Source organism: Neobacillus piezotolerans (assembly GCF_003362805.1).
Classification (GTDB): Bacteria; Bacillota; Bacilli; order Bacillales; family Cytobacillaceae; genus Bacillus_D; species Bacillus_D piezotolerans.
The window spans coordinates 65,251-91,704 of the sequence record NZ_QNQT01000003.1 but is presented as its reverse complement, the minus strand read 5'-3'; the positions used below and the strand labels follow the sequence as shown (position 1 = coordinate 91,704).

Annotated in this window: 35 protein-coding genes; 24 read left to right on the top strand and 11 right to left on the bottom strand. The window is 48.0% G+C overall.

What is annotated here, in order from left to right:
* Window positions 1–21 precede the first annotated feature (21 nt).
* Window positions 22–522 (bottom strand): phosphatidylglycerophosphatase A family protein, encoded by a 501-nt coding sequence (locus DRW41_RS09485; RefSeq protein WP_115451754.1) that lies wholly within the window; start codon window positions 520–522, stop codon window positions 22–24.
* Window positions 523–746: 224 nt separating this feature from the next.
* On the opposite strand from DRW41_RS09485, the gene yutH reads away from it, so the two are divergent.
* Together yutH and DRW41_RS09475 are read left to right on the top strand one after the other, a co-directional pair.
* Window positions 747–1,754 (top strand): spore coat putative kinase YutH, encoded by a 1,008-nt coding sequence (gene yutH, locus DRW41_RS09480; protein ID WP_115451753.1) that lies wholly within the window; start codon window positions 747–749, stop codon window positions 1,752–1,754.
* 67 nt (window positions 1,755–1,821) lie between these two features.
* Window positions 1,822–2,802: a 2-hydroxyacid dehydrogenase gene (locus DRW41_RS09475; protein WP_115451752.1), complete on the top strand. Its 981-nt coding sequence runs from the start codon at window positions 1,822–1,824 to the stop codon at window positions 2,800–2,802.
* Between the two features lie 56 nt (window positions 2,803–2,858).
* Here DRW41_RS09475 and DRW41_RS09470 read toward each other — a convergent pair whose 3' ends face one another.
* Complete coding sequence (locus DRW41_RS09470) at window positions 2,859–3,095, bottom strand: NifU family protein (protein ID WP_115451751.1); 237 nt, start codon at window positions 3,093–3,095, stop codon at window positions 2,859–2,861.
* Window positions 3,096–3,239: 144 nt separating this feature from the next.
* On the opposite strand from DRW41_RS09470, the gene DRW41_RS09465 reads away from it, so the two are divergent.
* Entirely contained in the window at window positions 3,240–3,566 is a 327-nt protein-coding gene (locus DRW41_RS09465) for a YuzD family protein (protein WP_115451750.1), read from the top strand.
* Window positions 3,567–3,766: 200 nt separating this feature from the next.
* On the opposite strand, the gene DRW41_RS09460 is transcribed toward DRW41_RS09465, so the two are convergent.
* Window positions 3,767–4,834, bottom strand: a complete 1,068-nt coding sequence (locus tag DRW41_RS09460) for an NAD(P)/FAD-dependent oxidoreductase (RefSeq protein ID WP_115451749.1) — start codon at window positions 4,832–4,834, stop codon at window positions 3,767–3,769.
* A 222-nt stretch (window positions 4,835–5,056) separates the two neighbouring features.
* On the opposite strand from DRW41_RS09460, the gene DRW41_RS09455 reads away from it, so the two are divergent.
* Both DRW41_RS09455 and DRW41_RS09450 read left to right on the top strand, forming a co-directional pair.
* Window positions 5,057–5,296, top strand: a complete 240-nt coding sequence (locus DRW41_RS09455) for a YuzB family protein (protein ID WP_115451748.1) — start codon at window positions 5,057–5,059, stop codon at window positions 5,294–5,296.
* 87 nt (window positions 5,297–5,383) lie between these two features.
* On the top strand, window positions 5,384–5,749 hold the full coding sequence (locus tag DRW41_RS09450; protein ID WP_115451747.1) for a HesB/IscA family protein: 366 nt from the start codon (window positions 5,384–5,386) through the stop codon (window positions 5,747–5,749).
* Window positions 5,750–6,065: 316 nt separating this feature from the next.
* Here DRW41_RS09450 and DRW41_RS09445 read toward each other — a convergent pair whose 3' ends face one another.
* A complete protein-coding gene (locus tag DRW41_RS09445) occupies window positions 6,066–7,058 on the bottom strand; it encodes an NAD(P)/FAD-dependent oxidoreductase (RefSeq protein ID WP_115451746.1) in 993 nt (330 codons plus the stop codon).
* Window positions 7,059–7,510: 452 nt separating this feature from the next.
* Between DRW41_RS09445 and DRW41_RS09440 the strand changes: the two genes are divergently transcribed.
* The 8 genes from DRW41_RS09440 (at window position 7,511) to DRW41_RS09410 (ending at window position 13,804) form a co-directional block, all read left to right on the top strand.
* Window positions 7,511–8,728, top strand: coding sequence for an NAD(P)/FAD-dependent oxidoreductase (locus DRW41_RS09440; RefSeq protein WP_115451745.1), 1,218 nt, complete (start codon window positions 7,511–7,513; stop codon window positions 8,726–8,728).
* 174 nt (window positions 8,729–8,902) lie between these two features.
* Window positions 8,903–9,391 (top strand): NUDIX hydrolase, encoded by a 489-nt coding sequence (locus DRW41_RS09435; protein ID WP_115451744.1) that lies wholly within the window; start codon window positions 8,903–8,905, stop codon window positions 9,389–9,391.
* A 231-nt stretch (window positions 9,392–9,622) separates the two neighbouring features.
* Window positions 9,623–9,748, top strand: coding sequence for a YuiA family protein (locus tag DRW41_RS22950; protein WP_181884485.1), 126 nt, complete (start codon window positions 9,623–9,625; stop codon window positions 9,746–9,748).
* 110 nt (window positions 9,749–9,858) lie between these two features.
* A complete protein-coding gene (locus DRW41_RS09430; RefSeq protein ID WP_245959397.1) occupies window positions 9,859–10,176 on the top strand; it encodes a YuiB family protein in 318 nt (105 codons plus the stop codon).
* Between the two features lie 131 nt (window positions 10,177–10,307).
* Window positions 10,308–11,027, top strand: a complete 720-nt coding sequence (gene spsC / locus DRW41_RS09425) for a stationary phase survival protein SpsC (RefSeq protein ID WP_115451743.1) — start codon at window positions 10,308–10,310, stop codon at window positions 11,025–11,027.
* A gap of 462 nt (window positions 11,028–11,489) precedes the next feature.
* Window positions 11,490–11,864: a DUF309 domain-containing protein gene (locus tag DRW41_RS09420; protein ID WP_115451742.1), complete on the top strand. Its 375-nt coding sequence runs from the start codon at window positions 11,490–11,492 to the stop codon at window positions 11,862–11,864.
* A 72-nt stretch (window positions 11,865–11,936) separates the two neighbouring features.
* Window positions 11,937–13,445: a leucyl aminopeptidase gene (locus tag DRW41_RS09415; RefSeq protein ID WP_115451741.1), complete on the top strand. Its 1,509-nt coding sequence runs from the start codon at window positions 11,937–11,939 to the stop codon at window positions 13,443–13,445.
* A gap of 161 nt (window positions 13,446–13,606) precedes the next feature.
* Complete coding sequence (locus tag DRW41_RS09410; protein ID WP_115451740.1) at window positions 13,607–13,804, top strand: hypothetical protein; 198 nt, start codon at window positions 13,607–13,609, stop codon at window positions 13,802–13,804.
* Window positions 13,805–14,045: 241 nt separating this feature from the next.
* Here the strand turns inward: DRW41_RS09410 and DRW41_RS09405 are convergent, their stop codons facing one another.
* Window positions 14,046–14,363 carry a YuzC family spore coat inner layer protein gene (locus DRW41_RS09405; protein WP_142752209.1) on the bottom strand — a complete coding sequence of 106 codons (318 nt, stop codon included), beginning with the start codon at window positions 14,361–14,363 and terminating at the stop codon, window positions 14,046–14,048.
* 237 nt (window positions 14,364–14,600) lie between these two features.
* Between DRW41_RS09405 and DRW41_RS09400 the strand changes: the two genes are divergently transcribed.
* Window positions 14,601–15,257: a DedA family protein gene (locus DRW41_RS09400; protein ID WP_115451738.1), complete on the top strand. Its 657-nt coding sequence runs from the start codon at window positions 14,601–14,603 to the stop codon at window positions 15,255–15,257.
* A 27-nt stretch (window positions 15,258–15,284) separates the two neighbouring features.
* On the opposite strand, the gene DRW41_RS09395 is transcribed toward DRW41_RS09400, so the two are convergent.
* Window positions 15,285–15,467 (bottom strand): asparagine synthase, encoded by a 183-nt coding sequence (locus DRW41_RS09395; RefSeq protein WP_115451737.1) that lies wholly within the window; start codon window positions 15,465–15,467, stop codon window positions 15,285–15,287.
* A gap of 116 nt (window positions 15,468–15,583) precedes the next feature.
* Here DRW41_RS09395 and DRW41_RS09390 point away from each other — a divergent pair, with 116 nt between their 5' ends.
* Window positions 15,584–15,970, top strand: a complete 387-nt coding sequence (locus DRW41_RS09390; protein WP_115451736.1) for a hotdog fold thioesterase — start codon at window positions 15,584–15,586, stop codon at window positions 15,968–15,970.
* A 253-nt stretch (window positions 15,971–16,223) separates the two neighbouring features.
* Window positions 16,224–16,844, top strand: a complete 621-nt coding sequence (gene kapD / locus DRW41_RS09385; protein WP_115451735.1) for a 3'-5' exonuclease KapD — start codon at window positions 16,224–16,226, stop codon at window positions 16,842–16,844.
* A 99-nt stretch (window positions 16,845–16,943) separates the two neighbouring features.
* Here the strand turns inward: kapD and kapB are convergent, their stop codons facing one another.
* On the bottom strand, window positions 16,944–17,327 hold the full coding sequence (gene kapB, locus DRW41_RS09380) for a kinase-associated lipoprotein KapB (protein ID WP_115451734.1): 384 nt from the start codon (window positions 17,325–17,327) through the stop codon (window positions 16,944–16,946).
* Between the two features lie 121 nt (window positions 17,328–17,448).
* Here kapB and DRW41_RS09375 point away from each other — a divergent pair, with 121 nt between their 5' ends.
* Window positions 17,449–18,195 (top strand): peptidylprolyl isomerase, encoded by a 747-nt coding sequence (locus DRW41_RS09375; protein WP_281272299.1) that lies wholly within the window; start codon window positions 17,449–17,451, stop codon window positions 18,193–18,195.
* 90 nt (window positions 18,196–18,285) lie between these two features.
* Window positions 18,286–18,492, top strand: a complete 207-nt coding sequence (locus tag DRW41_RS09370; protein ID WP_115451733.1) for a hypothetical protein — start codon at window positions 18,286–18,288, stop codon at window positions 18,490–18,492.
* A gap of 226 nt (window positions 18,493–18,718) precedes the next feature.
* On the opposite strand, the gene DRW41_RS22945 is transcribed toward DRW41_RS09370, so the two are convergent.
* Window positions 18,719–18,868: a hypothetical protein gene (locus DRW41_RS22945; RefSeq protein WP_181884483.1), complete on the bottom strand. Its 150-nt coding sequence runs from the start codon at window positions 18,866–18,868 to the stop codon at window positions 18,719–18,721.
* A 239-nt stretch (window positions 18,869–19,107) separates the two neighbouring features.
* Between DRW41_RS22945 and DRW41_RS09360 the strand changes: the two genes are divergently transcribed.
* Complete coding sequence (locus DRW41_RS09360; RefSeq protein WP_115451731.1) at window positions 19,108–20,046, top strand: manganese-dependent inorganic pyrophosphatase; 939 nt, start codon at window positions 19,108–19,110, stop codon at window positions 20,044–20,046.
* A 64-nt stretch (window positions 20,047–20,110) separates the two neighbouring features.
* Here DRW41_RS09360 and DRW41_RS09355 read toward each other — a convergent pair whose 3' ends face one another.
* Window positions 20,111–21,271, bottom strand: a complete 1,161-nt coding sequence (locus DRW41_RS09355) for a MalY/PatB family protein (RefSeq protein ID WP_115451730.1) — start codon at window positions 21,269–21,271, stop codon at window positions 20,111–20,113.
* A 79-nt stretch (window positions 21,272–21,350) separates the two neighbouring features.
* Between DRW41_RS09355 and DRW41_RS09350 the strand changes: the two genes are divergently transcribed.
* Window positions 21,351–21,611, top strand: coding sequence for a DUF1871 family protein (locus DRW41_RS09350; RefSeq protein ID WP_115451729.1), 261 nt, complete (start codon window positions 21,351–21,353; stop codon window positions 21,609–21,611).
* Between the two features lie 49 nt (window positions 21,612–21,660).
* Entirely contained in the window at window positions 21,661–21,795 is a 135-nt protein-coding gene (locus DRW41_RS23595; RefSeq protein ID WP_281272298.1) for a hypothetical protein, read from the top strand.
* Here the strand turns inward: DRW41_RS23595 and DRW41_RS09345 are convergent.
* Window positions 21,792–22,631 carry an alpha/beta fold hydrolase gene (locus DRW41_RS09345; protein WP_115451728.1) on the bottom strand — a complete coding sequence of 280 codons (840 nt, stop codon included), beginning with the start codon at window positions 22,629–22,631 and terminating at the stop codon, window positions 21,792–21,794. The genes DRW41_RS23595 and DRW41_RS09345 overlap by 4 nt on opposite strands.
* Before the next feature lie 334 nt (window positions 22,632–22,965).
* On the opposite strand from DRW41_RS09345, the gene yugI reads away from it, so the two are divergent.
* The 3 genes from yugI to DRW41_RS09330 all read left to right on the top strand — a co-directional run bounded on the left by yugI (window position 22,966) and on the right by DRW41_RS09330 (window position 26,050).
* Window positions 22,966–23,361 (top strand): S1 domain-containing post-transcriptional regulator GSP13, encoded by a 396-nt coding sequence (gene yugI / locus DRW41_RS09340; protein ID WP_115451727.1) that lies wholly within the window; start codon window positions 22,966–22,968, stop codon window positions 23,359–23,361.
* Window positions 23,362–23,543: 182 nt separating this feature from the next.
* The gene (locus DRW41_RS09335) at window positions 23,544–24,740 is read left to right on the top strand and encodes an ornithine--oxo-acid transaminase (protein ID WP_115452047.1); all 1,197 of its coding nucleotides are present in this window, start codon (window positions 23,544–23,546) and stop codon (window positions 24,738–24,740) included.
* Window positions 24,741–24,823: 83 nt separating this feature from the next.
* Window positions 24,824–26,050 carry a Glu/Leu/Phe/Val family dehydrogenase gene (locus DRW41_RS09330; protein WP_115451726.1) on the top strand — a complete coding sequence of 409 codons (1,227 nt, stop codon included), beginning with the start codon at window positions 24,824–24,826 and terminating at the stop codon, window positions 26,048–26,050.
* A gap of 74 nt (window positions 26,051–26,124) precedes the next feature.
* Here DRW41_RS09330 and DRW41_RS09325 read toward each other — a convergent pair whose 3' ends face one another.
* Window positions 26,125–26,358 carry a DUF378 domain-containing protein gene (locus DRW41_RS09325; RefSeq protein WP_115451725.1) on the bottom strand — a complete coding sequence of 78 codons (234 nt, stop codon included), beginning with the start codon at window positions 26,356–26,358 and terminating at the stop codon, window positions 26,125–26,127.
* Window positions 26,359–26,454: the final 96 nt, after the last annotated feature.

Sequence of the window (26,454 nt, the reverse complement as noted above, 5' to 3'; positions counted from 1 at the left end):
AGAACACCTAAAAAAATAGTTTTATTCTGCATTTTCAGCGCGGTGCGCGAGGCGGCTTGACGCTGCAGCGGCGACCGCTCCAACGATATCATCAAGGAATGTATGGACTTCTCCGGTCGATTTATCGTTCAAGCGCCTTAGGATTCCGGGCTTTTGCTTATCAATGTATCCATAATTCGTGAATCCAATCGAACCGTAAACATTCACGATGGAGAATGCGAGAATTTCATCCACGCCATAGAGGCTTTCATCCGTTTTTATAATCGACTGGAGGGGCTCCTCCAGAAGGCCTTTCTCGGCAAGCATGTCAAGCTGGATGCCGGTAATAATCGCATTTTGAACTTCCCTTTTTGAAAGGACACGCTCCACGTTGTGGATGCAATCTTCAATTTTCAAGTCATCGTGGTATTTTTGCTGCAAGAAATAGACGAGGTCGGCGATATCCTGGACCTCGACCCCCCGTTCCTTCAGCCACCTGCGGGCGGTAGTCTCCGTTAAGTTTTCCTTCTTGTTCTCTGACATGTGGCAGTCACCTTTCCCTGTAATTTTCACTCTATATATACCCTATTTCTTTACATTATGCCTGACCTCCCCAAAAGGAACAAATTTGGGGATTCTTTCTTATTGTTTGCAATTGCCCCCGGTTCATCCCGTAATTTTTAAAAAAAGGGCGAATCCGAAGGTGAAAACAAGTTTGCAATAAACGGGCATATACATAGTAGGGAGGTGGGAAGGCAGGTGTTTTCATGCTCGGTCAAATGCTTGAAAAAATATACGGGATTACAAATGGAGAGTATTTGCGGCTCGAATCCTACGATGCTTTCAGGGGAAATGGCTTTTATTATATTGTCGTCAGCCCCAGAGGAAAAGACGAAGAAGAGGCTGCGGAACTTCAAAAAATAGCCGCCCATTTATCAGCGTATGGGGACAGGAATGTTCCCGCGGTCCTTCCTACAAAAAGTGGGAGCATCATTGCCGAGTGGGAAGGGGGTAAGTATTGCCTGCTTGCATCTGGGCCGCCAGAGAGGCAGGGGCAAATGAGGCTTGGGCGGAAGCTGGCAAAATTCCACGAGCGTGGCAGGATGGTGCCCTTCCAGGTCGAAAAAACGGCCCGGATTGGCCAGTGGAAAAACATGTGGGAAACAAGGCTTGACCAGATGGAGCGGGTCTGGTCTGAACGGATTTTCCAGCCGGCCGCGGATGAGTTTGAAAGGATGTTCATCGAATCGTTTCCCTATTTTACAGGGCTTGCCGAAAATGCCATCCAATATCTTGTGGATACGGAGCTTGATGAGGAAGCGGAAACGGTAGATGGCGGTACGGTCTGCCATGAACGGTTTACGGAAGGAGCTTGGGGGCGGGAGTATATTTTAAAAAACCCGATGGATTGGGTTTTTGATCACCGCAGCCGTGATTTGGCGGAATGGGCAAGGGGACGATTTCTCCATAACAGTCGGACTTGCGGGCCGGAAATCGCCCGGTTCTTTTCCGACTATAGGGGCATTGCGCCGTTGTCGAAATTTTCATGGCGGCTCCTGTACGCAAGGCTTTTGTTTCCTCTTCATTATCTTGAAACCGTTGAATCGTACTACAGCGCCAATAGGGAGTCGGTCCAGAAGGCGCTTGAGGACCGGCTCAACACAATTCTGAAGCAGACATCGGATTACGAGCAATTCACCGCGGCCTTTTTCGTAACGGCTGGTTCGCCATTTGCCGGGGCGCTTCCAGGGCCTGAGTGGCAGTCGAACCGATGACTCCTGTTTACCCGTCATAATATGGTACTATAATGTTATGACGGGTTTTAATTAGGAGGATTTAAAAATGAAGCCATACATATTCATTACACGTAAATTACCTGATGAAGTAGTTGAAGGGCTGCAGGATAGCTATGAGGTATCCATGTGGGACAAGGAAGAGATGCCTGTACCCAGGGAGCGGCTCCTTGAAGAGGCGGGGAAAGCGGACGCCCTTTTAACGATGTTATCCGACCGGATTGACGAGGAGGTTTTAGAGGCGGGAAGGAATCTAAAGGTTGTCGCCAATCTTGCGGTCGGTTATGACAACATTGATGTCCCTGCCGCTACGCAAAGGGGAATCGCGGTGTGCAATACTCCCGATGTCCTGACGGATACGACTGCCGACCTTACGTTTGCGCTTCTGATGGCCGCGGCCCGCAGGATTGTCGAAGCGGCCGATTATATAAAAGGAGACAAATGGAAGAGCTGGAGCCCGCTTCTTTTAGCAGGGCTGGATATCCACCATAAGAAAATCGGGATTGTCGGCATGGGAAAAATCGGTGCAGCAGTAGCGAAGCGCGCGACTGGTTTTGAGATGGACATACTCTACCATAACCGTTCGCGGAATATGGAGATGGAGGAGGCGGTCGGGGCCCAGTACGTGTCCTTCGACGAGCTTATAACCGAATCTGATTTCATCGTTTGCATGACGCCGTTAACCGAGCAAACGAGGGGGATGTTTACCCGTGATGTATTCAGAAAAATGAAGAAAACCGCCATCTTTGTGAACGCCGCCCGCGGCCCGGTCGTAGATGAAGGTGCGCTGTATGACGCGCTTGTTGAAGGGGATATCGCAGGAGCAGGGCTTGATGTCTTTGAAAAGGAGCCGATCAGTGCGAGCCATCCGCTTCTGAAACTTAATAATGTAACGGCGATTCCGCATATCGGAAGCTCAAGCATCGAAACGAGAATGACGATGATGAATCTGTGCGCATACAATATCAGCCTCGTCCTGTCAGAGAAGGAGCCGAAATCGCTCGTCAATAAGGACTGGAAAAACTCTTGATCCGCAGCATAAAAAAAGCGATTGCCTCGTTGGGGCAATCGCTTTGCTATAATTAATTAGAATACCTGCTCAACTTCGACGACGCCTGGGACTTCTTCAAGAAGGGCGCGCTCAATCCCGGCTTTCAGTGTAATTGTCGAGCTCGGGCAGCTTCCGCATGCGCCAAGCAAACGGAGTTTTACAATGCCATCCTCGACATCGACTAATTCACAATCTCCGCCATCGCGAAGGAGAAACGGGCGCAATTTATCTAAAACTTCCTGAACCTGTACCATCATTTCCTGTTCTGTCATGAAAATCGACTCCTTTCATAGTATCTATTATAATCTGAGAGGGGTTAAAAATCCATTCTTCAGAACAGGAAAACTTTGAATAAAAAGCTTTTTTATATTATTATCTTCAAAATGTTGTAAAATTTGGTCAAGGGGTGATTAGGGATGGGAGAAAAGAAAGTCGAAATTATCGTTTATGGCGCTGAACAGCTTTGTCCAAGCTGTGTGAACCTGCCGTCGTCAAAAGAAACATATGAATGGCTCGAAGCGGCGGTAAGCCGGAAATTCCCGGGCCAGCCATTCGATATAACTTATGTGGATATTTACAGTCCGCCGGAAGAGAGTGAAAAAAGGGAGTTTGCCGAGCGCGTTATCGAGGAAGACATGTTTTACCCGGTTGTCCTTATCGGCGACAAGGTAGTCGGCGAAGGCAACCCGCGTTTGAAAACGATTTTTGCGGAACTCGAAACCCACGGCTACCGCGCTGATTAGAAAAGCTATGGGTATGAGGTTTTCCACGAAAATTCAGCCCACCTAAATAGCTCCTATCCAGGCACAATTGGCATCCCCAAAAAGCGGAGGATGCCCTTTTGATTTTAAAAAAGACTGAAGGGCCATGGGCGCCATCCAAATATGTGCTTTCCCCAAACTCATGCACATAAAAAAACCAGGCACGGCACCTGGTTTCTCCATCAGCCCTTATGATATTTGTACAGCCACAGCACGCCTGATTTAAGCAGCCTTGCCACACGGCCAGTTATCGCGTGCTCAGCCATCATGCCAAAGCCCTGTTTTTTTCCAAGCGACCCGAGGACGCCTTTCAATTTAATCGGAGGCAGCGTGTCAGGCAGCTTTTCGCCGCTCCATCTTTTCTTGAGGATCTCGGCGATTTGTTCGGCCTGGCCCTCGGCAAGCTGCGCGCTCGGCGCATGCGGTAGGCTTGCGCAATCCCCGACAACAAATACATTTTCATGGTCCGGAAGATGGTGGTGCGGAGTCACGGTCAATCTGCCGGAGGAATCTTTCTCCACCCCGAGTTGACGGACAACTTTGTTTGCCTGGATGCCGGCAGTCCATACAATTACGTCGCATTGGACCTGTTCGTCATGGTTGTAAAGGATCTTCTCTTCCACCTTCGTAATGTTGGAATTATTGATAATTTCGACGCCGTGTCGGACAAACCAATTTTCCACGTATTCGCTAAGGCGGTCCGGGAAGTCGGACAGGATATGCTTGCCCCTGTCAAAAAGTTTTACATGAAGGTCAGGCCTACTTTCGCTCAATTCGCTTGCCAGCTCGACGCCGCTCAGGCCAGCGCCGACAATGCCGACGGTCGCGCCGGGAGAAAGATTGCTAAGGGTTTGGTACGTCTGGCGGGATCTACCGATGCTCTGGATGCTGAGGGTGTAAATGTCAGCACCAGGAACGTTATGGTATTTATCCTCGCAGCCAAGGCCGATAACGAGGATATCATAGCCCACCTTTTCGGACCCGTTTAGCTCGACGGTCTGCCCGTCAAGATTAATACCTGTCACTTCGCCATATTTGAGGGAGAGGCGAGGGTGTTCTGGAAAATCAACCCGCAGCTCCTTATCCGAGACCGTTCCGGCGGCGAGGGCATAATACTCCGTTTTAAGGCAGTGGTAAGGGTTTTTGTCCACCAATGTGACTGAAACTCCGGCAGGCAAATGGTCGGGGAGAAGCTCGTCCAGCAGCCTCATTCCGCCGTATCCTCCACCCAGGATAACTAGATTCGTCATAAAAATAATCCCCTTTTGTGTATGCAAAATGATTTTGTCGAGCGGGTAAAATTTTTGCGCCATAGCTTTTTAAACACGATTCATTCAGTTTGAGTATAGCTAAATTGTGGCGATATCTCAACAATTTCAATTGCGGTATTGACAGCAATAACGAGTATATGGTAATTGACTGGGATGGACAAAAAGAGTAGGATAATAGGGTGTACAAAATGAGGTGAGTGAATGATTAAGCCGTTAATAGAATTCTGCATCAGCAACCTTGCCAGTGGTGCCCAGGCGGCCCTCGAAAAGCTCGAAAGGGATCCGAACCTCGATGTTGTTGAATACGGGTGTCTCGGGTATTGCGGAAAATGCGCTTCCACCATGTATGCCTTAGTCAATGGAGATCCAGTCACCGGGAGCACACCGGAGGAACTTGTGGATAATATTTATCTGTACCTGGATGAGAATCCAATGTTTTGATTTTTGCCAAGGATAGGCAGACATGTTGAGAATCGATGCTCAACTGAAATATACTATAGATAAGGCTAGGAAAAAGGAGGGATTTGGATGGAAAACCAGATTGTAAACCTTACAGAAGCGGCTGCCCTTCAGATCAAGGATATGATGAAGCAAAACGAAGAGGAAGGCGCGTTCCTTCGCGTCGGCGTAAAAGGCGGCGGCTGCAGCGGCCTCTCGTACGGAATGGGCTTTGACCACGAAAAAGGTGAAGCAGATATTCTTCTTGAACAATTCGGGATTCAAATTTTGGTCGACAAGGAAAGCGGCCCGATCCTGAACGGGACAAAGATTGATTATAAAGAATCGATGATGGGCGGGGGATTCACAATCGAAAACCCGAACGCAATCGCTTCATGCGGATGCGGTTCGTCGTTCCGCACCGCAACAGCCGCCGGATCACCGGAAGAGTGCTAATGCTTTTTTGAAAAAATAACATTGAAATCTTCCTGATCGTTTGGTGAAACTTAAACGAAAGGGAAGGTTTTTTTTTTGAAAAATAAAGAGTGGCCTAGTTCAATCTGGAAAAAGAGCGGGACAAGGGTGTGCTGAATCGCATAGTACCTAATAAGGGGCGTAGATTAGGTTTTAAGAGCTAACTGAATTGCAATAGTCTCAAAACGTGACAAAGATCCTGTATGAGGAGAAGCTGAAGTCCCATTATTCGGATGGCCATCCAAAGAAAAAGGAACAAAAAAAAGCCTCCCGGATAAACCGGGAAGGCACGCTGGGATCAGCCAAACATTGACGAGCTGTGAAGCGGCTGGATCTTTGCTTTTGGATCAATATAGGCTTTGGCGTTGTTGACCGCGGTCGGCGCTTCGCCGAATCCGCATGCGATTAGTTTCACCTTGCCATCGTATGTGCAGATATCGCCTGCGGCATAGATGCCAGGCACATTTGTCTCCATTTTTGAATTAACTAAAATAGAGTTCTTTTCAATTTCAAGGCCCCACTCCTTGATTGGGCCGAGCGAAGAAACGAAACCGTAGTTGACGATGACCGCGTCGACATCGATTGCTTCTTTTGTAGAGCCGTCGACACTGGAAATGACGACCTGCTTGATCTCATCTCCGCCAATCAATTCGTCCGGAATATAAGGGGTCTTGATTTCCACCTTCGAATTGTGGAGGTTTTCAACGCTGTGCTCATGTGCCCGGAACTTTTCGCGGCGATGGATGATTGTCACTTTCTCGGCGATTGGCTCAAGCATCAATGCCCAGTCAACGGCTGAATCGCCTCCGCCAAAGACAACAACCTTTTTGCCTGCAAAATGGTTCAGGTCATCAATGAAGTAATGAAGGTTCTTCCCTTCATATTGGGAAGCGCTTTCTAATTCAAGCCTTCGAGGCTGGAACGCGCCGTTTCCAGCGGTAATGATGACTGTTTTTGTAAAATGGGTTTCTTTATCGGTCGTAAGCTTGAAGACGCCGTCAGCCTGCTTTTCAACTTTTTCAACCGACTGCTCAAGCGCGACAACAGGATTGAACTTTGCCATTTGCTCCTTTAGGTTGTTGACCAGTTCCTGTGCGCGGACCTTTGGGAATCCAGCAACATCATATATGTATTTTTCAGGATAAAGGGCTGACAGCTGGCCGCCTAGTTGTGGAAGACTCTCGATGATTTTTACCGAAGCCTGTCTCATCCCACCGTAAAAAGCAGTAAACAGGCCGACTGGCCCTCCCCCAATAATGGTAATATCAAAAACCTTTTGCTCTTCTTGCACTGTGTATCCCCCCAACAAAGTAGTAAAGGTAATCCACAGACTATCATACCACAACTGGGGCAATACAAGCCAGATGCTGCAAAATTTAGGAAACGCGACATCCTGGTTTCCACGCCCATAGTAGCATTAACTGGAAAAACCCTTGCCAATAAAGGGAAGGAAGAATAAGCAGAATTGTTGAAAATTTTAAAAGGAGCTTTTTGGTTAAAGAATTCGCTTGAAAATACAGGAGAAAAAGAATAAGATGAGATATGGAAATATTGTTACTAAATTGTGACAAAATCAGCACATTTTTTTTGACTACCAAAGTGAAAGAAATCACAATCTTACTCAAGCCGCTTTTGTTCCAAATTTAGGGATAAGAAAAAATTATTGGCTAACTAAAGTGGATAACAGCGGCAGAAGCTAAAAGCACTCGTATAAAATATAATGTAAAGGTGGAAGTGATTGCGTTGAGAATCCCAAAAATCGTCATTCTTGGGGCCGGCTATGGCGGTCTCATTACTGCGGTCCGTCTTCAGAAAATGGTTGGAGTAAATGAGGCGGAAATCGTCCTGGTAAACAAAAATGATTACCACTATGAAACCACTTGGCTGCATGAAGCATCCGCTGGCACTCTGCACCATGACCGTGTCCGTTATGATGTCGATTCCGTCATCGACCGGCACAAGATTGAATTCGTCCAGGGAACAGTTGTGGAAGTCAATAAGGAAGAAAAGAAGGTCATCCTTGAACAAGGCGAAGTCACGTACGATTATCTTGTGATTGCCCTGGGAGCGGAGCCTGAAACATTTGGTATTAAAGGATTGAAGGAATTTGCCTTCGGGATTACGAATATTAATTCGGCCCGCCAGCTCCGTGAACACATCGAGTACCAATTCGCGACTTACAATTTTGAAGAAGAAAAGAAGGACGAGCGCCTGACAATTGTTGTTGGCGGTGCGGGCTTTACTGGCATTGAATTCCTTGGTGAATTGTCCAACCGAATTCCGGAACTTTGCAAGGAGTACGATGTTGATTTCAACAAAGTCCGTGTGATTTGTGTGGAAGCTGCTCCAACCGTCCTTCCTGGATTTGATCCCGAGCTGGTTAACTACGCTGTAGCAACCCTTGAACGCAGGGGCGTAGAATTCATGATTGGAACAGCGATTAAAGAATGCACGCCTGAAGGCATCATCGTGGCCAAGGGCGAAAATGAATTATTGGAAATCAAGGCCGGCACGGTAGTTTGGGCCGCCGGGGTACGCGGCCATTCCGTGATTGAAAAGTCCGGTTTTGAAGCGATGAGGGGCCGTGTGAAAGTACAGCCTGACCTTCGTGTCCCAGGTTTCAATGATATTTTCATTATTGGCGACTGCTCATTGATCATAAATGAAGAAATCAACCGTCCATATCCGCCGACAGCGCAAATCGCGATGCAGCAGGGCGAGGTTGCTGCTCGGAACATTGTCGCGCTTGTCCGCGGCAAGGAAGAAATGGAATCCTTTGTTCCGGATATCAAAGGAACCGTTTGCTCGCTTGGTGAAGACGATGCGATCGGCGTCGTATACGGCAAGAAACTTACCGGCGGAAAAGCTTCCTTCATGAAAAAAGTCATCGATAACCGTGCGCTCTTTATGGTTGGCGGGGCCGGGCTTGTTTTGAAAAAAGGAAAGTTCAACGTGCTATAATCAGGGGAGGCAGAGCAATCTGCCTCTTTTTGTATTGCCTGAATTAGTTTGGGCAAAGCTTTTTCTGGTAAAAGAACATGCAACAATCAGGAAAGTGCCTTTTTTCATAGATATTAGACAACTATTCAAAAATGCATACATATTTGGAATTTATTTTTTGAAAGGGTGGAGGGAATGGCGGTTAATAAGCGTGGAAAAGTATGGCTGGCGGCGGCCGGCCTTGTCATATCCGGGCAGGGGAAATGGCTTGTTGTCAAAAAAAGCTACGGTGGGCTGAAGGGCAAATGGTCGCTTCCAGCCGGCTTTGTTAACCAGGGGGAAACCGCGGATCAAGCAGCTGTCAGGGAGGTGAAAGAAGAAACCGGAATCGAGTGCACCGTAAGAGGTTTGATAGGGCTCAGGACCGGCGTCATTGATCCCGATTTCAGCGACAACCTTCTGCTCTTTTTGCTTGAAGCAAAGGAAGGCGGCCTCATTCGCCCGCAGGAAAACGAAATCGTCGAGGTTGCCTACATGTCCCCCGAGGAATTAATGCTGGATAAGGATGCCTCCATCCTTATCCACTATTTGATTGGCCTTGGGAATCTCGGGCATCTCCCCGGCAAAGATGACCTGAATCCGGGAAATGAATTCGGCTATACGTCCTATAAGCTCTTTTTTTAAGCAGTTCGAGGGAAATCTTTGCTTTATTTTATAAATGGAGGAAATGTGTCTGTCCTTTAAAAATATTTACAATTTTCAGTAACTTTGAGAAAGAGCGAGAAAATTAAAGCAAGACATAAATGTATACGTTTTCATCTGGTAAAAATAGGCGAATATCCCGCTTTTCGTTTTCATATAATCCTGTTATATTATCAGAAAATTAAGTTAATATTTCAAAGGAGAGAAAATGCTATGAAAACAACAAAGACAGATGCGAAGAAATGTATCTATTGTGGAGGACACGGCTATTTCCAGCTACTTCTTGGCGGCTCTGAAACGTGCTCATGCTGTGGCGGCTCCGGAAAAAAGAAGGAGTAGCCAGAGAATATTCCCGCTCTCCTTCCGCCGCAGTGAATTAAGGCAGGGCTGTTGACTGTCCCACTGGCCTTGAGTAAACTATTACTTGAGTGCTTTTAGGGGGATGGATGATGAGTATTGTTGAATTGATATTATCGATGCTTTTATTCTTTGTGCTTTTTTTCGGAATTGGTTTCCTTTTGAATATGCTTTTGAGAATGTCGTGGATTATGGCGGTCATTTATCCGGTCATTGTCCTGCTGATTGTCGACAAGGTCAGGTTTATTGAGTATTTTACAAATACAAGGACCGCTTTTAGCGAACTTGGGAGCCGGCTTGGCTCACTCGGTTCGGCCGATGTGATCATCCTTTCCAGCGGCCTCGCCGGCGCGATTGCCGCGGGTGCGGCGATAAAGCTTTTAAGGAAAAATGGATACCAAATGTTCTAGCCTTTTCATTCGTGAAAAAGGCTATTTTTATGTCCGTATAGGCAAATTTGCCTGTTAAAAATCATTTTTTTGCTCCAATTATGAATATTTTCCTGATTCTTGGGGAAGATTGTCATGGGAGGAGTGAAAATATGAACCATATAAAAGCATGGACTAGGCGGTTTGCCATGGCAATCTTGTTTGTTCTGGCACTTACGACCACCTTTCAATCCATCTCCGGAGTTGAAGCAAAGATGCTTATTTCCTACTCCGGGCTTGGACAGGAAGCCCCACTTCATGAGAAAAGCGTTCACACATTTTTTGCCCATAAATTAAAAACGGTTGGATTGAAACTAAAAGAAATCAGGCACGCCATCAGGCCCCAAAGCCTCATATCATCAAGCGAAGCAGTCGCGGCTACCCCGCCAAAGCTGGAGGATGCCATTGACTGGAGCAAGTATAAGAAAAAAACAGTAACCGCGACGGGCTATACAGCGGGATATGAATCGACTGGCAAGGACCAAAACCACCCGGCATACGGAATTACATACTCAGGGGTCAAGGTTAAACGAGATCTGTTTTCAACAGTCGCCGCTGACCCGAAAATATTCCCAATCGGGACTGTACTTTTTATCCCGGACTATGGGTACGGCGTCGTAGCCGACACGGGCAGCGCCATCAAAGGACATAAGCTCGATCTTTATTTTGAAACCGTGGATGACGTTTTCAAGGAATGGGGCAAAAGGACCGTTGATGTATTCATTGTTAAAGTGGGTAATGGGAAGCTGAACGAACAGGAACTTACCGTTATGAACGAAACGGAATCCCTTCAGGTTTTCCGGCAACAGTACATAAAATCGGAAAAAAAATAAATCGAAATTTGAGCCGGCAGCGCGATTGCCGGCTTTTTTTATTGTCTAAAAAATTATAAAATGGAACCTTGTGGATAACTCGAAACAAGTTATTGTAATCCAGCTCCAGCGCCTAGCCCCTCGAGGTCATAAGCCAGTTCCCTCCGGAGGGCAGGCCCGTCCTCGGAAATGCTCGCATTTCCTTCGTGCGTGGGTGAATTCAGGGATGCCATTCAGTGTCCTGCGGGCCCTGTCTTATGCTGGTCGGGACTGACCACTAAGGAAAACTCCTGTGAATAATCCTCGCAGGGACAGGCTGTCTTTGCCTGTCACGAAGGCGCTTGCGCATTTTGTTCTGTTTAGGAAAATTAAGGATTTGTCCATATGGCCTTGGGCTTGTCCCTGAAGAGCTGATATTTTGTGGTAAGGAAGAAGCGGAAGTATGATTGAGATAGCGTCCATCATGGAGGGGAGGAGGACCGGATGGAATACCCGAGCCAATACTATGAATTTTTTATTTATTTTAACGAAGGCGATTATTATACGTGCCATGACCTTTTAGAGGAGATGTGGATGGAGGAGAAAGGGAACCTCTTCTTCAAGGGGCTTTTGCAGATGAGCGTCGCCCTTTACCATTATGGATATGGCAATGTTAAGGGAACCAGGGTGATGATGGAGGTGGCCCATGATTACTTGCAGGGTTACAGGCCGAAGCATTGGGGACTCGATCTCGAAAAAGTGATTGCATACATTGAGCAATGCCGGCTGCTCATCCCTGACAGGATTGACAAGGTCCCATTTGAACAAATCGGCACCCTACCAGAGCTGCCAACACTATATTTATATCTTGAAGAGTAGGACAAAACGGCTATATATGAATTTTTCACACTTTTCGCTATAATGGAAAAGTGTAGAAAGGGAGGTTGTGAGATGTTTACTGTTAAAACGGAAGTGAATTTTTCTGCGAGCCATGAGAACCTTATTGTCGGTCTTTTTGACAAGCCGGTTAAGTTTGAGGGCGGGCTGGCAACGCTTGATGAACTGTTCGGCGGACAGCTGAATGAACTTGCCAAAAATGGCGACATTTCAGGCAAGCTGAAAGAAGTAGGCAAATTACATACGCTTGGCAAGGCGGGGGCGAAAAAAATCTGGTTTGTCGGCCTTGGCAGGGAAAAGGAGTTTACATTCGATAAATTGAAGGAAGCGCTCGGCCGGGCATTCAAGTCCCTGAAAAACGCCAAGCAGGAAGAGGCGGCGATTTTGCTCGATTCATTCCTGGCGGACGATATAGACGCGGCGGACGCGGCATACGCCGCAAGCGAGGCATTCGCGCTCTCCACTTATTCATTTGAAGGTTATAAGCAAAAGCCAAACGAACCGGAGAAAAAGCTTGAAGCGATTACGGTTTATACGGAAGCAGCCGATGAAGAGGAAATCAACGCTTCGCTTACGGTAGGCTATGCATACGGGCAAGGAACAAATTCCGCGAGGACGCTTGTCAACACGCCGGGGAATATGCTGAAGGCTACGGATATTGCGGAATACGCGCGCAAGCTTGGTGAAAAATACGGCTTCGAAACAGAAATCCTTGGCCTTGAGGAAATCAGGAAGCTTGGAATGGGCGCGCTTCTCGCGGTCAACCAGGGATCCGTCGAAGAACCACGGATGATTGTCCTTAAATACCAGGGGAAAGAAACGTGGGAAGACGCGATTGGCCTTGTTGGCAAGGGTATTACGTTTGATACGGGCGGCTATTCCATCAAGACGAAAACAGGCATTGTCGGCATGAAGACAGACATGGGGGGTGCTGCCGCCGTTCTGGGGGCGATGGAAATCATCGGTGAATTGAAGCCTGAGCAGAATGTCGTCGCCGTGATCCCTTCGACCGACAATATGATCGGCGGCGGTGCTTTCAAGCCGGATGATGTGATCACGTCGATGAGCGGCAAAACGATTGAAGTGCTGAATACGGATGCGGAAGGCCGTTTGGTCCTTGCGGATGCGATGACGTATGCCAAGCACCACGGAGCCCAATACCTTGTCGATGTAGCGACGTTGACCGGAGGGGTTATCACCGCGCTCGGCCTACATACGACCGGCGCGATGACAAATAACGAAGAGCTGTTTGAACAAGTGCTTGAGGCATCTTATGAAGCGGGTGAGCAAATGTGGCGCCTTCCAATATTCGAGAAGGATCTTGAGCGGGTGCGCGGCAGTAAAATCGCGGATTTGAACAACTCGCCAGGCTCTGAAGGCCATGCCGTAATGGGCGGCGCGTTTGTCGGGGAATTCGCCGAAGGAACTCCTTGGGTGCACCTTGACATCGCCGGAACTGCTACCGCCAGACAGGACACCGATCTTGGTCCATCCGGCGCCACAGGGGTCATGTCGCGGACTCTTGCGCTGTTCGTTGAGCGTTTCGAACCAATTGAAAAATAACAGGCATTCCAAATAAGGATTAGTTTAAAACCAAGCCCTCCGGCACAACACCGGAGGGCTTTTTGCCGCCAATCCCTACCAGCCAAAGCCCGCCCACTCAAACTCTTCCTCTCCTGCATATGAAATAAGGAAGGCTATAGCACAGAAAAGGAGGTTCCCATATGTATGACATGAGAAATCAATATTACTATGGCGGGGATCAGCGATTTTTTGCAGGGCCATTTCTAGGAGGCCTGCTCGGAGGAGTATTGGGAAGCGCATTGTTCTTCCCGCGCCCCTTCGGCCTATTTGGCGGCTATCCAGGGTTCGGTTTTCCGGGATACGGGTTCGGATACGGTTATGGATTTCCGTATTATTGACCATATTCCCTTGTCAGCCAACGGCCCCGGAACAAAAAACATTCACCAATGGTTCCTGGGATCCCAGTCTGAAAGGATTTCCGCCATTAGTTTCAATCAGCACGCACGCAAGGAACAAGAGATAGGGCTGCCCATGAAGGGTTCAGCCCTATTTTACCGGCTTTCTCCCTTTGGAAAGCCCTCCCATCTATGTTAAAATTGGAAATAAGAAAGTCCGGATACGGTCCTGTCATTTAAAACGCTATTTCCACCGAAGTGTAACCGAAACGCTGCAGCATCCGACGTCAGTAAAAACAATTGTAATTCCATCCGGATCGTAGATAATTCCCGCATTCTTCCTGACTCCCGTAGACGCAATCAAGTTCCTGACAGTTTCCGTTTTAGACGCCTGGGCGGCTTCCATAATCCGTTTGGATAAATCCCGGGAGCCGGCTATTTTATTCGTTAAAATTTCGGCCTCCGATATGGCGGGCCTCACCCTTCGCGCGGATGCCATGAAAGTGTCGGGAACTGCCGGGGGAAAGACCCTGCCATACGGCCCGGAATACCCGGAGTACATTGAATGGGGATAGCCGAAATAGTGCAATTGCGTCACTTCCTTTAAAAAATAGTGGGTAAATTAAACATGATTTTCTCCAAAAGAGTTATACCGAGCCAATAATCGCGTTTTGTACGCTTCAATTCATTAATGTATATGAGAATCGGCGCCAGCCTATACGGTTTGGAAAAGGATTGCCTGAAACAAAAAAGGGGAAAGGAATAGCAAGGAAACCCCCGGGCAAGGGAGGAACTAAGGATGGATCTCGATTTTCTCTTGGATATTCTTAAAGAAAGCGGCTATTTTGGCTTGTTTTTTTGGCTTTTGCTGGGATCCTCGACCTTGCCGGTGCCAAATGAAATCATCATGATGACGATTGGCGCCGCGGCTTCCCAAAGCCGATCGGAAACACTTCCTATTTTCTTTACTGCACTTGGGGGTGTGCTGACGGCGTTGACGGCAAGCTATTTTTTCGGCAGGTTCATCGGCTGGCCACTGCTGAATTTTTTAGCAAAAAAGGAGCGGTTCGCCAAAAAGATCGCCGCTTCCCTCAAGCTTATGGACAAATACCATGCTTTTTCCCTTTCGCTCAGTTATTTTGTGCCGGGAGCAAGGTCGGTCGTACCTTTCCTATATGGATTCAGCCGGCTTCCGATTAAAACATTCGTGTGTTTCGCGTACAGCGGCGCCACAGCCTGGCTGACAATCATGTTCTTCGCTGGGTATTTGTTCGGCGAACATGCAAAGATTGCCGGGGGATATCTCGAGGAGTTTTTCCTGGCCATTGTATTGGTTGCAGTCATTATTTATGGTTTATTCAAGGTTCTCAGAAAAAAACGCGGCGATGAAAACGAAAAGGAGGAGCCCATTCTCCCGGCCAGCCTGTCCGCCATACAGAAAGGCAGCCCGGATTAATTCCGGCCTGCCTAACCAAATGTCCAGTTACATTTCCCTTCGGTGTTCGAATAAGTCGATTGTGCCAAGAACGACGTGCGCAAGGCCAAAACCAAGCACAGTATTGGCGACCGTTTTGTTGACTCCATTGTTCCGTGACATTGCGTAGCCGGCAGCAGTGACAGCTGAACCGAGAATCGTCGGAATCAGCCCTTCCCTGAATCTATTCAACCGCGCTCACCTCATTCGACTAGTTTCCGTTGGTCCATTGCTGGACATACATAGTATTTACAGTATAACGATTATTAAAGATAGAACATTTTACAATAGAAAGTTGGGGAAGCTCGATGGAAACAAAAAATACGCTGATTGAAGCGCTTGGCATTGAGATTACATTGCTTGAAAAGGGCAGAGTCGAGGCGACGATGCCTGTCGACGAAAGGACCAGGCAGCCATTCGGCCTGTTGCACGGAGGGGCATCCGTCGCGCTTGCCGAAACGGTCGCCAGTATAGGGGCTTATCAACTCGTCGACCAGGAAACCGAGTCGGTCGCGGGGCTGGAAATTAACGCCAACCATGTGCGCGGAATCCGTGAAGGGAATGTAAAGGCTGTCGCAACCGTTCTGCACCAGGGAAGAACAACCCAGGTTTGGGATATTAGGATTATGGATGAAGAAGGAAAGCCGGTTTGCATTTCCAGATGCACAATGGCCGTGCTAAAACTCAAAAAATAAGGCAGCGGCCCCGCTGCCTGTTTTGCTTTTTGAAGGGGCTGAGTGCCCAAAATATTGTAAAAAAATTTCAAAAATTTGCCCATTTCCATGCTATAATAAGGTAAACCTTGCATAAGGGAGTGGGAAGGCTTGTGAATTCTTACTGCCTGTCAAGAGCGAGGAAAAAGAAATATTTAAAAATAGAGCACGCGCACAAGTAATTGTACATGTTCCAAATATACTATAGTACAGGCGCAGGGGAGGAGTGGATGGATTGTCAGCGAAAAAGCAATTTTTGTTTATTGACTTTGAATTTACGATGCCGGAAAAAAACGTCAGGACAAGAGAGTTTTTTCCGGAAATCATTGAAGCGGGCGTCGTTTCCGTTATCGATAACAAAATTCAATCCCAGTTCTCGGCATATGTAAGGCCGGCAAGGTTTCCGATTCTTTCGGACCGTTGCAAATCATTCCTACATATTACCCAGGAGCAGATTGATGCGGGGATGCCATTTGCGGACCTGGTCAGGTACTTCCAGGAACTTGGCCGGAATCAGGAAAACACGATAGTGACTTGGGGAAACATGGATATGAAAGTGCTTCGCCATAATTGCGAGGCTTCACGGCTTCCTTTTCCGTTAAGGGGAAAAGAAATCGACCTTTCAATGGAATATAAGCGGTTTTTCGGAGACCAAAATCAGACAGGGCTCTGGAAAGCGGTCCAGGAATACGGCAAGGAAGGGACAGGGAAGCATCACCGCGCCCTTGACGATGCCTTGACAACGTACAATATTTTCAAGCTTGTCGAAAAGGACAAACGGTATCTTGAAAAACCAAAGCCAACGACAATCGGTGACAGGATCGATTTTTCGAAGCTTCTCAATGAATTCGTGTAAAAGGCCAAGTCACAATTTATGTGATTTGGCCTTTGTGTTTCTTAAAACCAGGGGCAGGCGACCTTGCCCTGTCACGAAGATGCTTGCGCAATTTGTTCTTTATTGCGCGAAATACTCTTTTTCAAGAGCTTCAAGATTGCGTAGGCTCATTTCACCCCAGGCTCCAGTCTCATTTGTAAGTTCGGCTTTCATTTTTTCCAGCGCATCCTTGAGTGATTGGTTATAATCCGGGACTTCACCGCTGAATTTTTTCACCATTTGCTTCGGAATCATAGCCCCTTCCCGATAGGAGAGGGCGCGGCGTTCATGAAAAAAGCCGACTTCGGCATCTTTTGGATGATGAAGGTCGCCCTGCATCGGGTGTTTCTGGACTGCGAGAATCCTGACCAACATGCCATTCGGGCGTTCTTCTACATATTCGGCAATGTATTTTCCTGTTTTATAAATGGCGGTTACGATGTCACCTTTTTGAAGCTCAGACAAGCTGACCACTCCTTTTGGAATTATCATTCACAGTTATCTATCATTATGGATGAAAACGATGGAAAAACAAAGTGCAAAAGCTTGTAATATCGGTTACAGTAGTAAAATGGAGGGATGCTTTGTGAAACTGAAAATCACGGCCTTATTGGCCGCCGCAATGCTGATTTTATCGGCATGTGCGTCGTCAGGGGATAAGGCGGACGACAAAAAGACGACGGGTTCCGGACAGAAGGCGCCGGAGCAAACGGAAAAAAAAGATGATCAGCAGGCACCGGAAGTAAAATCATATCCGCAGCTTTCGAACGATGTAGCGGAAAATGAAAGGCTCGTTGAAATGGTGACTTCGATGGGAAGCATAAAAATCAAGCTGTTCCCCGAATTAGCTCCAAAAACGGTTGATAATTTTATCAAGCTTAGCGAAAAAGACTACTATGACGAAGTGACATTCCATAGGGTCATCAATGATTTCATGATCCAGGGCGGTGACCCCGAAGGTACGGGCCGCGGCGGCGAAAGCATTTACGGAAAGCCGTTCGAGGATGAATTTTCGGAGCAGCTGCTTAACTTCCGCGGCGCGCTATCCATGGCGAATTCGGGGCCGAATACAAACGGGAGCCAATTTTTCATTGTCCAGAATAAAAACTTGGATCCTGGCCTGAAAAGCCAGATGGAAGAAGCCGGCTATCCGCATGAAGCGATCGTTGGCTACGAAAAAGGCGGAACGCCATGGCTTGATTTTAAACACACAGTCTTCGGCCAAGTCATTGAGGGCATGGATGTAGTGGATAAAATCGCAGAGGTAAAGGTTGGCGAATCGGACAAGCCTGAAGAGGATATCATCATTAAGGACATTAAAATCCTAAAATAAGAGCCCGCCACAGAAAGTTGTTATAAGGACCCTCTTGCCGCCGGTATGGTATACTAACGATGAAATCAGGCTTAAAGGGGAAGAATTGATATGGATTCCTTGGTAATGGCACTGTTCCTCTATTTTCCAGAGGATAAAAGCGAATATATTCCCGCCGCGATTTCGTTTTTCTTTTTCTTCCTTGGCGCAATCGGAACGATGTGGCTGATTGTCCGTGTCTCAAAAAAGGAAGCGCGAAAAGCGAAGGAGCTTGAAGAGAGGCTCGCAAAAAGGGGCGGACCAGAAGGAAACAGCTGATTGGCTGTTTCCTTTTTTGCTGAAAATCGAATCCTGCGGGAAATGCTTAATGAAAATCGTGGGTGGAAAGACTATGATTTTCATGAGCCGTCCCTTTCCCCCCTTCTTGGTGGAATCCTGTACGCGTATGCCGAGCTTGGGATTCCGGGCTTAGGGAGATTTGTATCAAAACTTGCAAGAGAAGGGAATAGGTTGCGGCTATATTAAGTAGACCGTGAAAAGACTATCAGCCTTTCGGATTCTGTTCCTGTTTTGAGGTTTTTTCTTCGAGGCCGATTTCGTTGCCGGTTGTAAATTCATATGAAGCCTCGACACCTGAATACTTTGCTTTTCTTCCTTTTCGGACACGATATTGGGAGAGATTCCTGTACACCATCACGCTGTACCCCTTTCATTTTTACCAAGGCCATCAACAGCCACATGACACGGCTTTTAATAGCCTTTCGCTGTTCCTACTTTGCGCGAAATTCCTTTTGCTGATGCAAAATCGGTTATTTTCAAACAGTTTTTTCCCGAAATAAAAATTATCCTCCCGCATATTAGAAAAGATGAAGTAGAACTGGTAAAATAGATGAGGCGAAAAATTATTTAAACATACAAGGAGAGAATGTTCCGATGAATAAGGTTCTTGTTTTTGGACATAAAAATCCCGATACAGATTCGATTTGTTCCGCTATTGCGTATGCCGAACTGAAGAAAAAGCTCGGTGTCGATGCGGAGGCCGTCCGCCTTGGTGAGGTTAACGGTGAGACCGCGCATGCGCTGAAAACATTTGGCGTCGAAGCACCCCGCCTTGTTGGCAAGGTATCCGGCGAAGCCGCTGGCGTCATTCTTGTCGACCATAATGAAAGGCAGCAAAGTGCCGACGATATTGGGGAAGTGGGCATCCTCGAAGTGATCGACCACCACAGGATCGCTAATTTTGAAACGAGCGACCCGCTTTATTACCGCGCGGAGCCAGTTGGCTGCACGGCTACAATCCTTAACAAAATCTACAAGGAAAAAGGAATTGAAATCGATAAGGCGACTGCCGGGCTGATGCTTTCGGCAATCATTTCGGATTCACTGCTTTTCAAATCGCCTACTTGTACGCAGGAAGATATCGACGCCGCGGCGGAGCTTGCTGAAATAGCGGGTATTGACGCCCAGAGCTACGGCCTCGCCATGCTGAAGGCGGGTGCGGACTTGAGCGACAAGTCGATTGCCCAGCTGATTTCGCTCGATGCGAAAGAATTCCAGATGGGTTCGGCGAAAGTGGAAATTGCCCAGGTGAACGCGGTTGATACGAACGACGTGATGGCAAGGAAGGGCGAACTGGAACATGCAATCCAGGCGGTTGTCGATGAAAAAGGGCTCGATTTGTTCCTGTTTGTTGTAACCGACATCCTGACGAATGATTCAATCGGGCTGGCTGTAGGTCGCGAGGCTTCGGCTGTAGAGCACGCTTACAATGTTGCCCTTGAAAATAACACTGCCGTTTTGAAAGGCGTTGTTTCAAGGAAAAAGCAAATCGTCCCGGTCCTTACAGAAACATTCCAGAAACGGAATCAATAAACGAATTTGGCCATCCCTACGCTGGGATGGCCTTTTTCATTCGTCTGTAAAGGAGGCACCTGCTTTAACTGAACGCCTTTTTAAGGCGCCCGAGCCCGTCTGCAAGTACTTCTCTTGGACAGGCAATATTCATCCTGACAAAGCCTTCCCCGCCCTGGCGGTATTTTGTGCCGGGCTCCAGTGCGAGTTTCCCTTTTTCGATTAACTTATGCTGGATTTCTTCATCCGTAAGTGACAATTCCCTGCAGTCAAGCCATAGAAGGTACGTGCCATCGGGTTCGACGAATTTTACAGAAGGAAGGCTGTTTTCTAAAAAATCCCTTGTGAATGAAACATTGCCCTCTATGTATTCAAGCAAGGCTTCCAGCCATGCGGCCCCATGCAAGTAGGCGGCTTCGGTTGTGACAGCCGCGAATGTGTTCAATGTTTTGAATCCCTGTGTATTCTGTGCTTGTTTGAATTTTTCACGAAGCCTTTCATTCGAGATAATTGCGGCCGCTGCCTGGATGCCTCCGAGGTTAAACGTTTTGCTTGGCGCTATAAACGTCACCGTCCTATCCGCGATTTCCTCCCCGAGGCTTGCGATTGGCACATGCCGCCGCCCCTTGAAAATAATATCCGAATGGATTTCATCGGAAACAATCAGGCAATCATACTTATGGCAAAGCTCGGCCAGGCGCCCGAGTTCATCTTTTGTCCAGACGCGTCCGCCAGGGTTATGGGGGTTGCACAGCAGGAACAGTTTGCATCCTTTTTTCAAAGCTTCCTCAAAGTCAGCATAATCAATTTCATAGCGCCCATTTTTTAAAACGAGTGGTGATGTTTCTACCAGTCTTCCGTTCGCTTCAATCATCTCGAAAAAAGGATTGTAGACGGGAGGCTGAACGAGTACTTTATCTCCCTGCTCTGTATATGCCTGGATCGCCGCCGCAATCGCCGGCACTACGCCGCTCGCGTATGCCAGCCAGGCGTGGTCGATTGTCCAGCCGTGCCGCGAAGCCAGCCAGCTGCCGATCGCTTCGTTGACGGATGGCTGGACAAACGTATAGCCGAAGATTCCATGCTCCACCCTTTTTTGTACGGCATCAATCAATTCCTGTGGCGGGCGAAAATCCATGTCCGCGATCCACATTGGCAAAACATCGCTTGTTCCATATATTTGTTCAGTCATCTCCCATTTAATCGATCCTGTGTTCAACCTGTTGATTTTTTCATTAAAATTCATGATAGACCCCCGTAGACATGATTTTTAAAAATTTCATTTGTGATAAACTAAAGAGAATTAAAGAATTGCGGGTGATTGCATGGAAACAGCAATGATGAATCTTCTTCTGGCGGACGAGCTGAATGAATGGGATCCGTTCCATATTGGCGGCGGTTCTTATGATACGGAAATAGCCGACGCCATACAGGCTGTGCATATGCTAAGCGACGAGATGAAGCTTGCGGAACGGCTGCAGTCTATATATGAGTTCTCCTTCGAGGAGTTAATTCCTTTCGAAAATTGTATAATCGTGGCGAAAAAGCTTCTTTCCATCAAAAATGAAAGTTCCTGCGCGCTTTAGAAAAGCGGATTTTCATTGCCCTGGCGTGTTTTAGGGGGCCAATCCCATTATGAAAACAGCGGCTGACTCAATTCGAGATGGCCGCTGTTTTTTAGGTCCGTTTAACTTGCTGGATAAAGGCCATACGCTCCCTGACAGGTGCGCGGCCGTCCGCGTTTCCAGCATCCCCGCCACGGCTGTTTAAGGTTCCTGTCTTTCAATAAACTCCTTCATTAGCCGGCAGACCTCTTCCGGACGTTCTTCAGGTACGAGATGGCCGGTATTTTCAAGTACGACAAGCTCCGAATTTTTCAAGTCGCCATGCAGCCTATTTCCGACGGCAAGCGGTACGACCCGGTCATGCTCTCCCCAAATCAGCAGGCAGGGCGTTATGATTTTATGGAGCGCTTCCGGACGCAGCTCGCCTTCGCGGTCGTGGATCAGCCTTCCTAGGCCATGGAACATCTGCTTGTCCAAAAATGGCTGCATGTAGCCCCTTAGCATGTCTTCATCTATCAGTGACTGGTCATGGACGACGAGCTTTAAATTCTTTTTGACCCCTCCCGACCTGACAAGCCAGCGCTTGACCGCCAGATGGAAGAACGGAAGCTGGCTGCCAAACGATAGAAGCCTGCCCGGAGGCTCCAGATAGCTTGAACTGCAAAAAAGGACCGCCTTTGTGGCTAAATGGGGCTGGAGCGCAATCATATTCAGGACGTACTGGCCTCCCATCGAGTGGCCCGCCAGCACCGGATTTTTTATTCCAAGCTCATCGAGAAGGGCGATCATCGTCGCGGCGATATTTTTATAGGAATATAAAAACTTCTTTGTCTTGCCGCTTTTTCCAAATGGGGGAACATCGATGTTCAGGACGTTATAATCCTTGCAAAGGAGCGGGACGAGCTTCCTGAAACTGAAAGTGGACGACAGGAACCCGTGCAGCAGGACCACCGTTTTCGCCCCAGGGCTGGACGGGTGCCATTCATAATAAACGCTGATTCCATTTATCTCTTTAATTGTTGCTTCTGCTGTGTGGCTCATTAGGCCCTCCCTCTGTCGTATAGGATCTATTTAAGTATATTTATTACCATACCCTCATTTTTGCATGATTCTCCCCAAAAATAAACGGACGCGCTCGGATTCCGCTTTCATGACTTGAATCGCCTTTTTTGCAAGCCTGGCTGAATGCTTTTTTTCGGCCTCGCGCCATACCCTCTAGCAAGCGGAGGGGGATATAGCGTTTATTCGGCGGGGTTCCGTGGAATACGGGTAATGGAAATGGCTTTTATAGCCTTTTGATTTAATCAGCCGGTTGTGTTATAATTTTTTATTGCGTATAAATGGGATAAAATTTACAAAACTTAGGAGTGTTTATATGTCGGAGAAAATCGAAACAGGCAGCGTCCTGACCGGAAAGGTGACGGGCATCCAGCCATACGGCGCTTTCGTCGCGCTTGACGGGAATACACAGGGGCTTGTCCATATTTCTGAAATCACGCACGGATATGTCAAGGATATTAACGAGTTTTTAAAAGTTGGGGATGAAGTAAAGGTCAAGGTTCTGACTGTTGATGAAGAAGCAGGCAAAGTCAGCCTTTCCATCCGGGCAACCGAAGAAGCGCCGCAGCAGGCAAAAACGCGCAAGCCGCGCCAAAAACGCCAGCCAGCGGTCATCCTGCCTGAAGCCGAACAGCAGCAGGGCTTTAACACATTAAAGGAAAAACTGCAGGAATGGATTGACCAGTCCCAGCAGGAAGAAATCAATAAGTAATCGAGAAAAGGCCTGCTCCCGCATAGGAGCGGGCCTTTTACTGTTCCGCCAAAAAAAAGGCTTTATATAAATGTTTTATTACTGGCTGCTTCTTATGTACAATAGAGATAGCAGTTTTGATTCAGTTTAAGTAAACGGGGGACGGCGTCTCTTTAAAAATGGAGGGGAATTAAATGGTACATATGGCAAAAACAAAGGATGTAATCGAACAGACAGAAAAATTCGGCGCGCGCAACTATCATCCGCTGCCAATTGTCATCTCAAAAGCTGAAGGTGTTTGGGTCGAGGATCCAGAAGGCAATAAATACATGGATATGCTGAGCGCCTATTCCGCTGTGAATCAGGGCCACCGCCATCCAAAAATCATCCAGGCGCTGAAGGACCAGGCGGACCGAGTAACGCTTACCTCGCGGGCTTTCCACAACGACCAGCTTGGCCCTTGGTATGAAAAGATTTGCAAGCTTACGAATAAAGGCATGGCCCTCCCCATGAACACCGGCGCCGAAGCGGTTGAAACCGCTGTAAAGGCAGCGAGGCGATGGGCTTATTTTGAAAAAGGCGTTGAAGAAAACCAAGCAGAAATCATCGGCTGTGTCGGAAACTTCCATGGCCGCACGATGACAGCGGTTTCACTCTCATCAGAAGAGGAGTATAAGAAAGGGTTCGGCCCGATGCTTCCGGGCATCAAGCTCGTCCCGTACGGCGATCTTAATGCGCTGAAAGAAGCAATCACGCCAAATACCGCCGCGTTCCTGATCGAACCGATCCAAGGCGAGGCCGGCATCATCATCCCGCCGGAAGGGTATTTGAAAAAGGCATACGAACTCTGCAAGGAACATAATGTCCTGTTCATTGCGGACGAAATCCAGGCAGGACTAGCGCGCTCCGGAAAAATGTTCGCCTGTGAATGGGAAGGCTTCGAACCGGATATGTACATCCTTGGAAAAGCGCTCGGAGGCGGCGTCTTCCCGATTTCCTGCGTAGTGGCGGACAAAGACATCCTTGGCGTGTTCAATCCCGGATCCCATGGTTCCACATTCGGCGGGAACCCAATGGCCTGCGCGGTGTCGATCGCGGCACTTGATGTCCTGATTGAAGAAAAACTCGCGGACAGGTCACTCGAACTCGGCGAATATTTCATGGGAAAATTGAAAGGAATAACAAATCCCCGAATTAAAGGAGTTCGCGGCCGCGGCCTGTTCATTGGAGTTGAACTGACTGAACCTGCCCGGAAGTATTGCGAACAACTTAAGGAAGAAGGCCTTCTTTGCAAAGAAACGCACGATACTGTCATCCGTTTCGCCCCGCCGCTTGTCATTTCGAAGGAGGAGCTTGATTGGGCGATCGAACGGATTAAAAAGGTGCTTGAAAAAGAATAATTGCGGATTGAAAGTTCGCTTTTTCGTTTTACCCGAATAAAATAGGCTGTATATTGGCATCCGCCTCCAAGGAGAATCGCCACATGCTCGAATCCACGCAGATTTTGATGAAGGAAGCGCTTGGGAAACTGGGCTACAAAGATCAAGTGTATGAACTGTTAAAAGAACCGTCCCGGATGCTAGAGGTTCGCATCCCCGTCAGAATGGACGACCAATCCGTTAAAGTGTTCACCGGCTATCGGGCGCACCATAACGATGCGGCGGGGCCGATAAAAGGCGGCGTCCGGTTCCACCCCGATGTGGATGCCGAAACGGTTAAAGCCCTTTCCCTTTGGGCGGCGCTGAAATGCGGGATTGCCGATCTCCCTTTTGGGGGCGGCAAAGGGGGAATCGCCTGCGACCCAAGAAGGCTCAGCCTTGGGGAGCTTGAACGCCTGAGCCGTGGATATGTCAGGGCGATATCACAAATCGTCGGACCCGCAAAGGATATCCTTGGCCCCGACGTGTTCACCAACTCGCAAATCATGGCCTGGATGATGGATGAATACAACAAGCTGAAAAACTATGATTCACCCGGTTTTATTTCAGGAAAACCGCTTTCCCTTGGAGGATCCGAAGGCAGGGAGAAAGCCAGCGCGCTCGGGTTGGCCATTTGCGTCGAGGAGGCTGCCAAAAAGAAACGATTAGGGATAAAAGGCTCGAAGGTGATCATTCAAGGGTTTGGTAACGCGGGAAGCTACCTCGCCAAATACCTGCATGACGCAGGCGCGATTGTCGTTGGGATATCGGATGCCTATGGCGCGCTTTATGACCCGGATGGCCTTCCTGTCGAGTATATGCTGAACCGGCGCGACAGTTTTGGAACGGTAACATCCCTATTCGAAGGTACGATTACGAACGAGGAAATGCTAGAGCAGGAGTGCGATATCCTCGTACCTGCCGCTGTTTCCGGCCAGATTACCGTCGAAAACGCCCACAATATCAAAGCTTCAATCATTGTTGAAGCCGCGGGTGGGCCCGTGACCCTTGAAGCCGCAAAAATCCTCGACGGAATGGGAGTCCTTGTTGTCCCAGATGTCCTCGCGGGGTTGGGCGGGATTTTGGTTTCTTACTTTGAGTGGGTCCAGAACAAGCAGGGGATGTATTGGCCGCTTGAGGATATTGAAGCAAAACTTCAGTTTAAAATGACTGAAGCGTTCAGCGCGATTTTTAGCTCCGCAAAAGCGAGGCGGATCAATATGCGCCTGGCCGCCTATATGGCAGGCGCCCAAAAAATGGCCGAAGCCTCGATTAAAAGGGGCTGGGTTTAACTGTAAAAGAAAATCCCCGCGGAATGCCGCGGGGATTTTTAGTGCGAATTTCAATTTGCGCTTCAATCCGGCTATTATCTTGTCGGATTTGTCTGCGCCGCTTCTTCCCGCTCATGGCTAGGTGCAAACAGGAGGCCAAGGTTAACAAGGCCGGCAATGCCGACTAGCCCGTAAATAATCCTCGAAACCGCTGAATCCTGCCCGCCAAATAGGGAAGCGACCAGATCAAATTGGAAGAACCCGATAAGGCCCCAGTTAATAGCGCCAATAATTGTTAGGACAAGTGCAATCCTTTGAATCGTGCTCATCATTACCCTCCTTTAAACGTTATCACTACTAATGTGGACACGATAAGGAATTTTATACATACATTGGCACAAGACATGCGTACTTTTTGCAATCCG

Bases quoted from the DNA above. Each gene is read 5' to 3' on its own strand.
- DRW41_RS09485 (WP_115451754.1), bottom strand. From the start codon at position 522: ATGTCAGAGAACAAGAAGGAAAACTTAACGGAGACTACCGCCCGCAGG.
- yutH (WP_115451753.1), top strand. From the start codon at position 747: ATGCTCGGTCAAATGCTTGAAAAAATATACGGGATTACAAATGGAGAG.
- DRW41_RS09475 (WP_115451752.1), top strand. From the start codon at position 1,822: ATGAAGCCATACATATTCATTACACGTAAATTACCTGATGAAGTAGTT.
- DRW41_RS09470 (WP_115451751.1), bottom strand. From the start codon at position 3,095: ATGACAGAACAGGAAATGATGGTACAGGTTCAGGAAGTTTTAGATAAA.
- DRW41_RS09465 (WP_115451750.1), top strand. From the start codon at position 3,240: ATGGGAGAAAAGAAAGTCGAAATTATCGTTTATGGCGCTGAACAGCTT.
- DRW41_RS09460 (WP_115451749.1), bottom strand. From the start codon at position 4,834: ATGACGAATCTAGTTATCCTGGGTGGAGGATACGGCGGAATGAGGCTG.
- DRW41_RS09455 (WP_115451748.1), top strand. From the start codon at position 5,057: ATGATTAAGCCGTTAATAGAATTCTGCATCAGCAACCTTGCCAGTGGT.
- DRW41_RS09450 (WP_115451747.1), top strand. From the start codon at position 5,384: ATGGAAAACCAGATTGTAAACCTTACAGAAGCGGCTGCCCTTCAGATC.
- DRW41_RS09435 (WP_115451744.1), top strand. From the start codon at position 8,903: ATGGCGGTTAATAAGCGTGGAAAAGTATGGCTGGCGGCGGCCGGCCTT.
- DRW41_RS22950 (WP_181884485.1), top strand. From the start codon at position 9,623: ATGAAAACAACAAAGACAGATGCGAAGAAATGTATCTATTGTGGAGGA.
- DRW41_RS09430 (WP_245959397.1), top strand. From the start codon at position 9,859: ATGAGTATTGTTGAATTGATATTATCGATGCTTTTATTCTTTGTGCTT.
- spsC (WP_115451743.1), top strand. From the start codon at position 10,308: ATGAACCATATAAAAGCATGGACTAGGCGGTTTGCCATGGCAATCTTG.
- DRW41_RS09420 (WP_115451742.1), top strand. From the start codon at position 11,490: ATGGAATACCCGAGCCAATACTATGAATTTTTTATTTATTTTAACGAA.
- DRW41_RS09415 (WP_115451741.1), top strand. From the start codon at position 11,937: ATGTTTACTGTTAAAACGGAAGTGAATTTTTCTGCGAGCCATGAGAAC.
- DRW41_RS09410 (WP_115451740.1), top strand. From the start codon at position 13,607: ATGTATGACATGAGAAATCAATATTACTATGGCGGGGATCAGCGATTT.
- DRW41_RS09405 (WP_142752209.1), bottom strand. From the start codon at position 14,363: ATGTACTCCGGGTATTCCGGGCCGTATGGCAGGGTCTTTCCCCCGGCA.
- DRW41_RS09400 (WP_115451738.1), top strand. From the start codon at position 14,601: ATGGATCTCGATTTTCTCTTGGATATTCTTAAAGAAAGCGGCTATTTT.
- DRW41_RS09390 (WP_115451736.1), top strand. From the start codon at position 15,584: ATGGAAACAAAAAATACGCTGATTGAAGCGCTTGGCATTGAGATTACA.
- DRW41_RS09370 (WP_115451733.1), top strand. From the start codon at position 18,286: ATGGATTCCTTGGTAATGGCACTGTTCCTCTATTTTCCAGAGGATAAA.
- DRW41_RS22945 (WP_181884483.1), bottom strand. From the start codon at position 18,868: ATGGTGTACAGGAATCTCTCCCAATATCGTGTCCGAAAAGGAAGAAAA.
- DRW41_RS09360 (WP_115451731.1), top strand. From the start codon at position 19,108: ATGAATAAGGTTCTTGTTTTTGGACATAAAAATCCCGATACAGATTCG.
- DRW41_RS09355 (WP_115451730.1), bottom strand. From the start codon at position 21,271: ATGAATTTTAATGAAAAAATCAACAGGTTGAACACAGGATCGATTAAA.
- DRW41_RS09350 (WP_115451729.1), top strand. From the start codon at position 21,351: ATGGAAACAGCAATGATGAATCTTCTTCTGGCGGACGAGCTGAATGAA.
- DRW41_RS23595 (WP_281272298.1), top strand. From the start codon at position 21,661: ATGAAAACAGCGGCTGACTCAATTCGAGATGGCCGCTGTTTTTTAGGT.
- DRW41_RS09345 (WP_115451728.1), bottom strand. From the start codon at position 22,631: ATGAGCCACACAGCAGAAGCAACAATTAAAGAGATAAATGGAATCAGC.
- yugI (WP_115451727.1), top strand. From the start codon at position 22,966: ATGTCGGAGAAAATCGAAACAGGCAGCGTCCTGACCGGAAAGGTGACG.
- DRW41_RS09335 (WP_115452047.1), top strand. From the start codon at position 23,544: ATGGCAAAAACAAAGGATGTAATCGAACAGACAGAAAAATTCGGCGCG.
- DRW41_RS09330 (WP_115451726.1), top strand. From the start codon at position 24,824: ATGCTCGAATCCACGCAGATTTTGATGAAGGAAGCGCTTGGGAAACTG.
- DRW41_RS09325 (WP_115451725.1), bottom strand. From the start codon at position 26,358: ATGAGCACGATTCAAAGGATTGCACTTGTCCTAACAATTATTGGCGCT.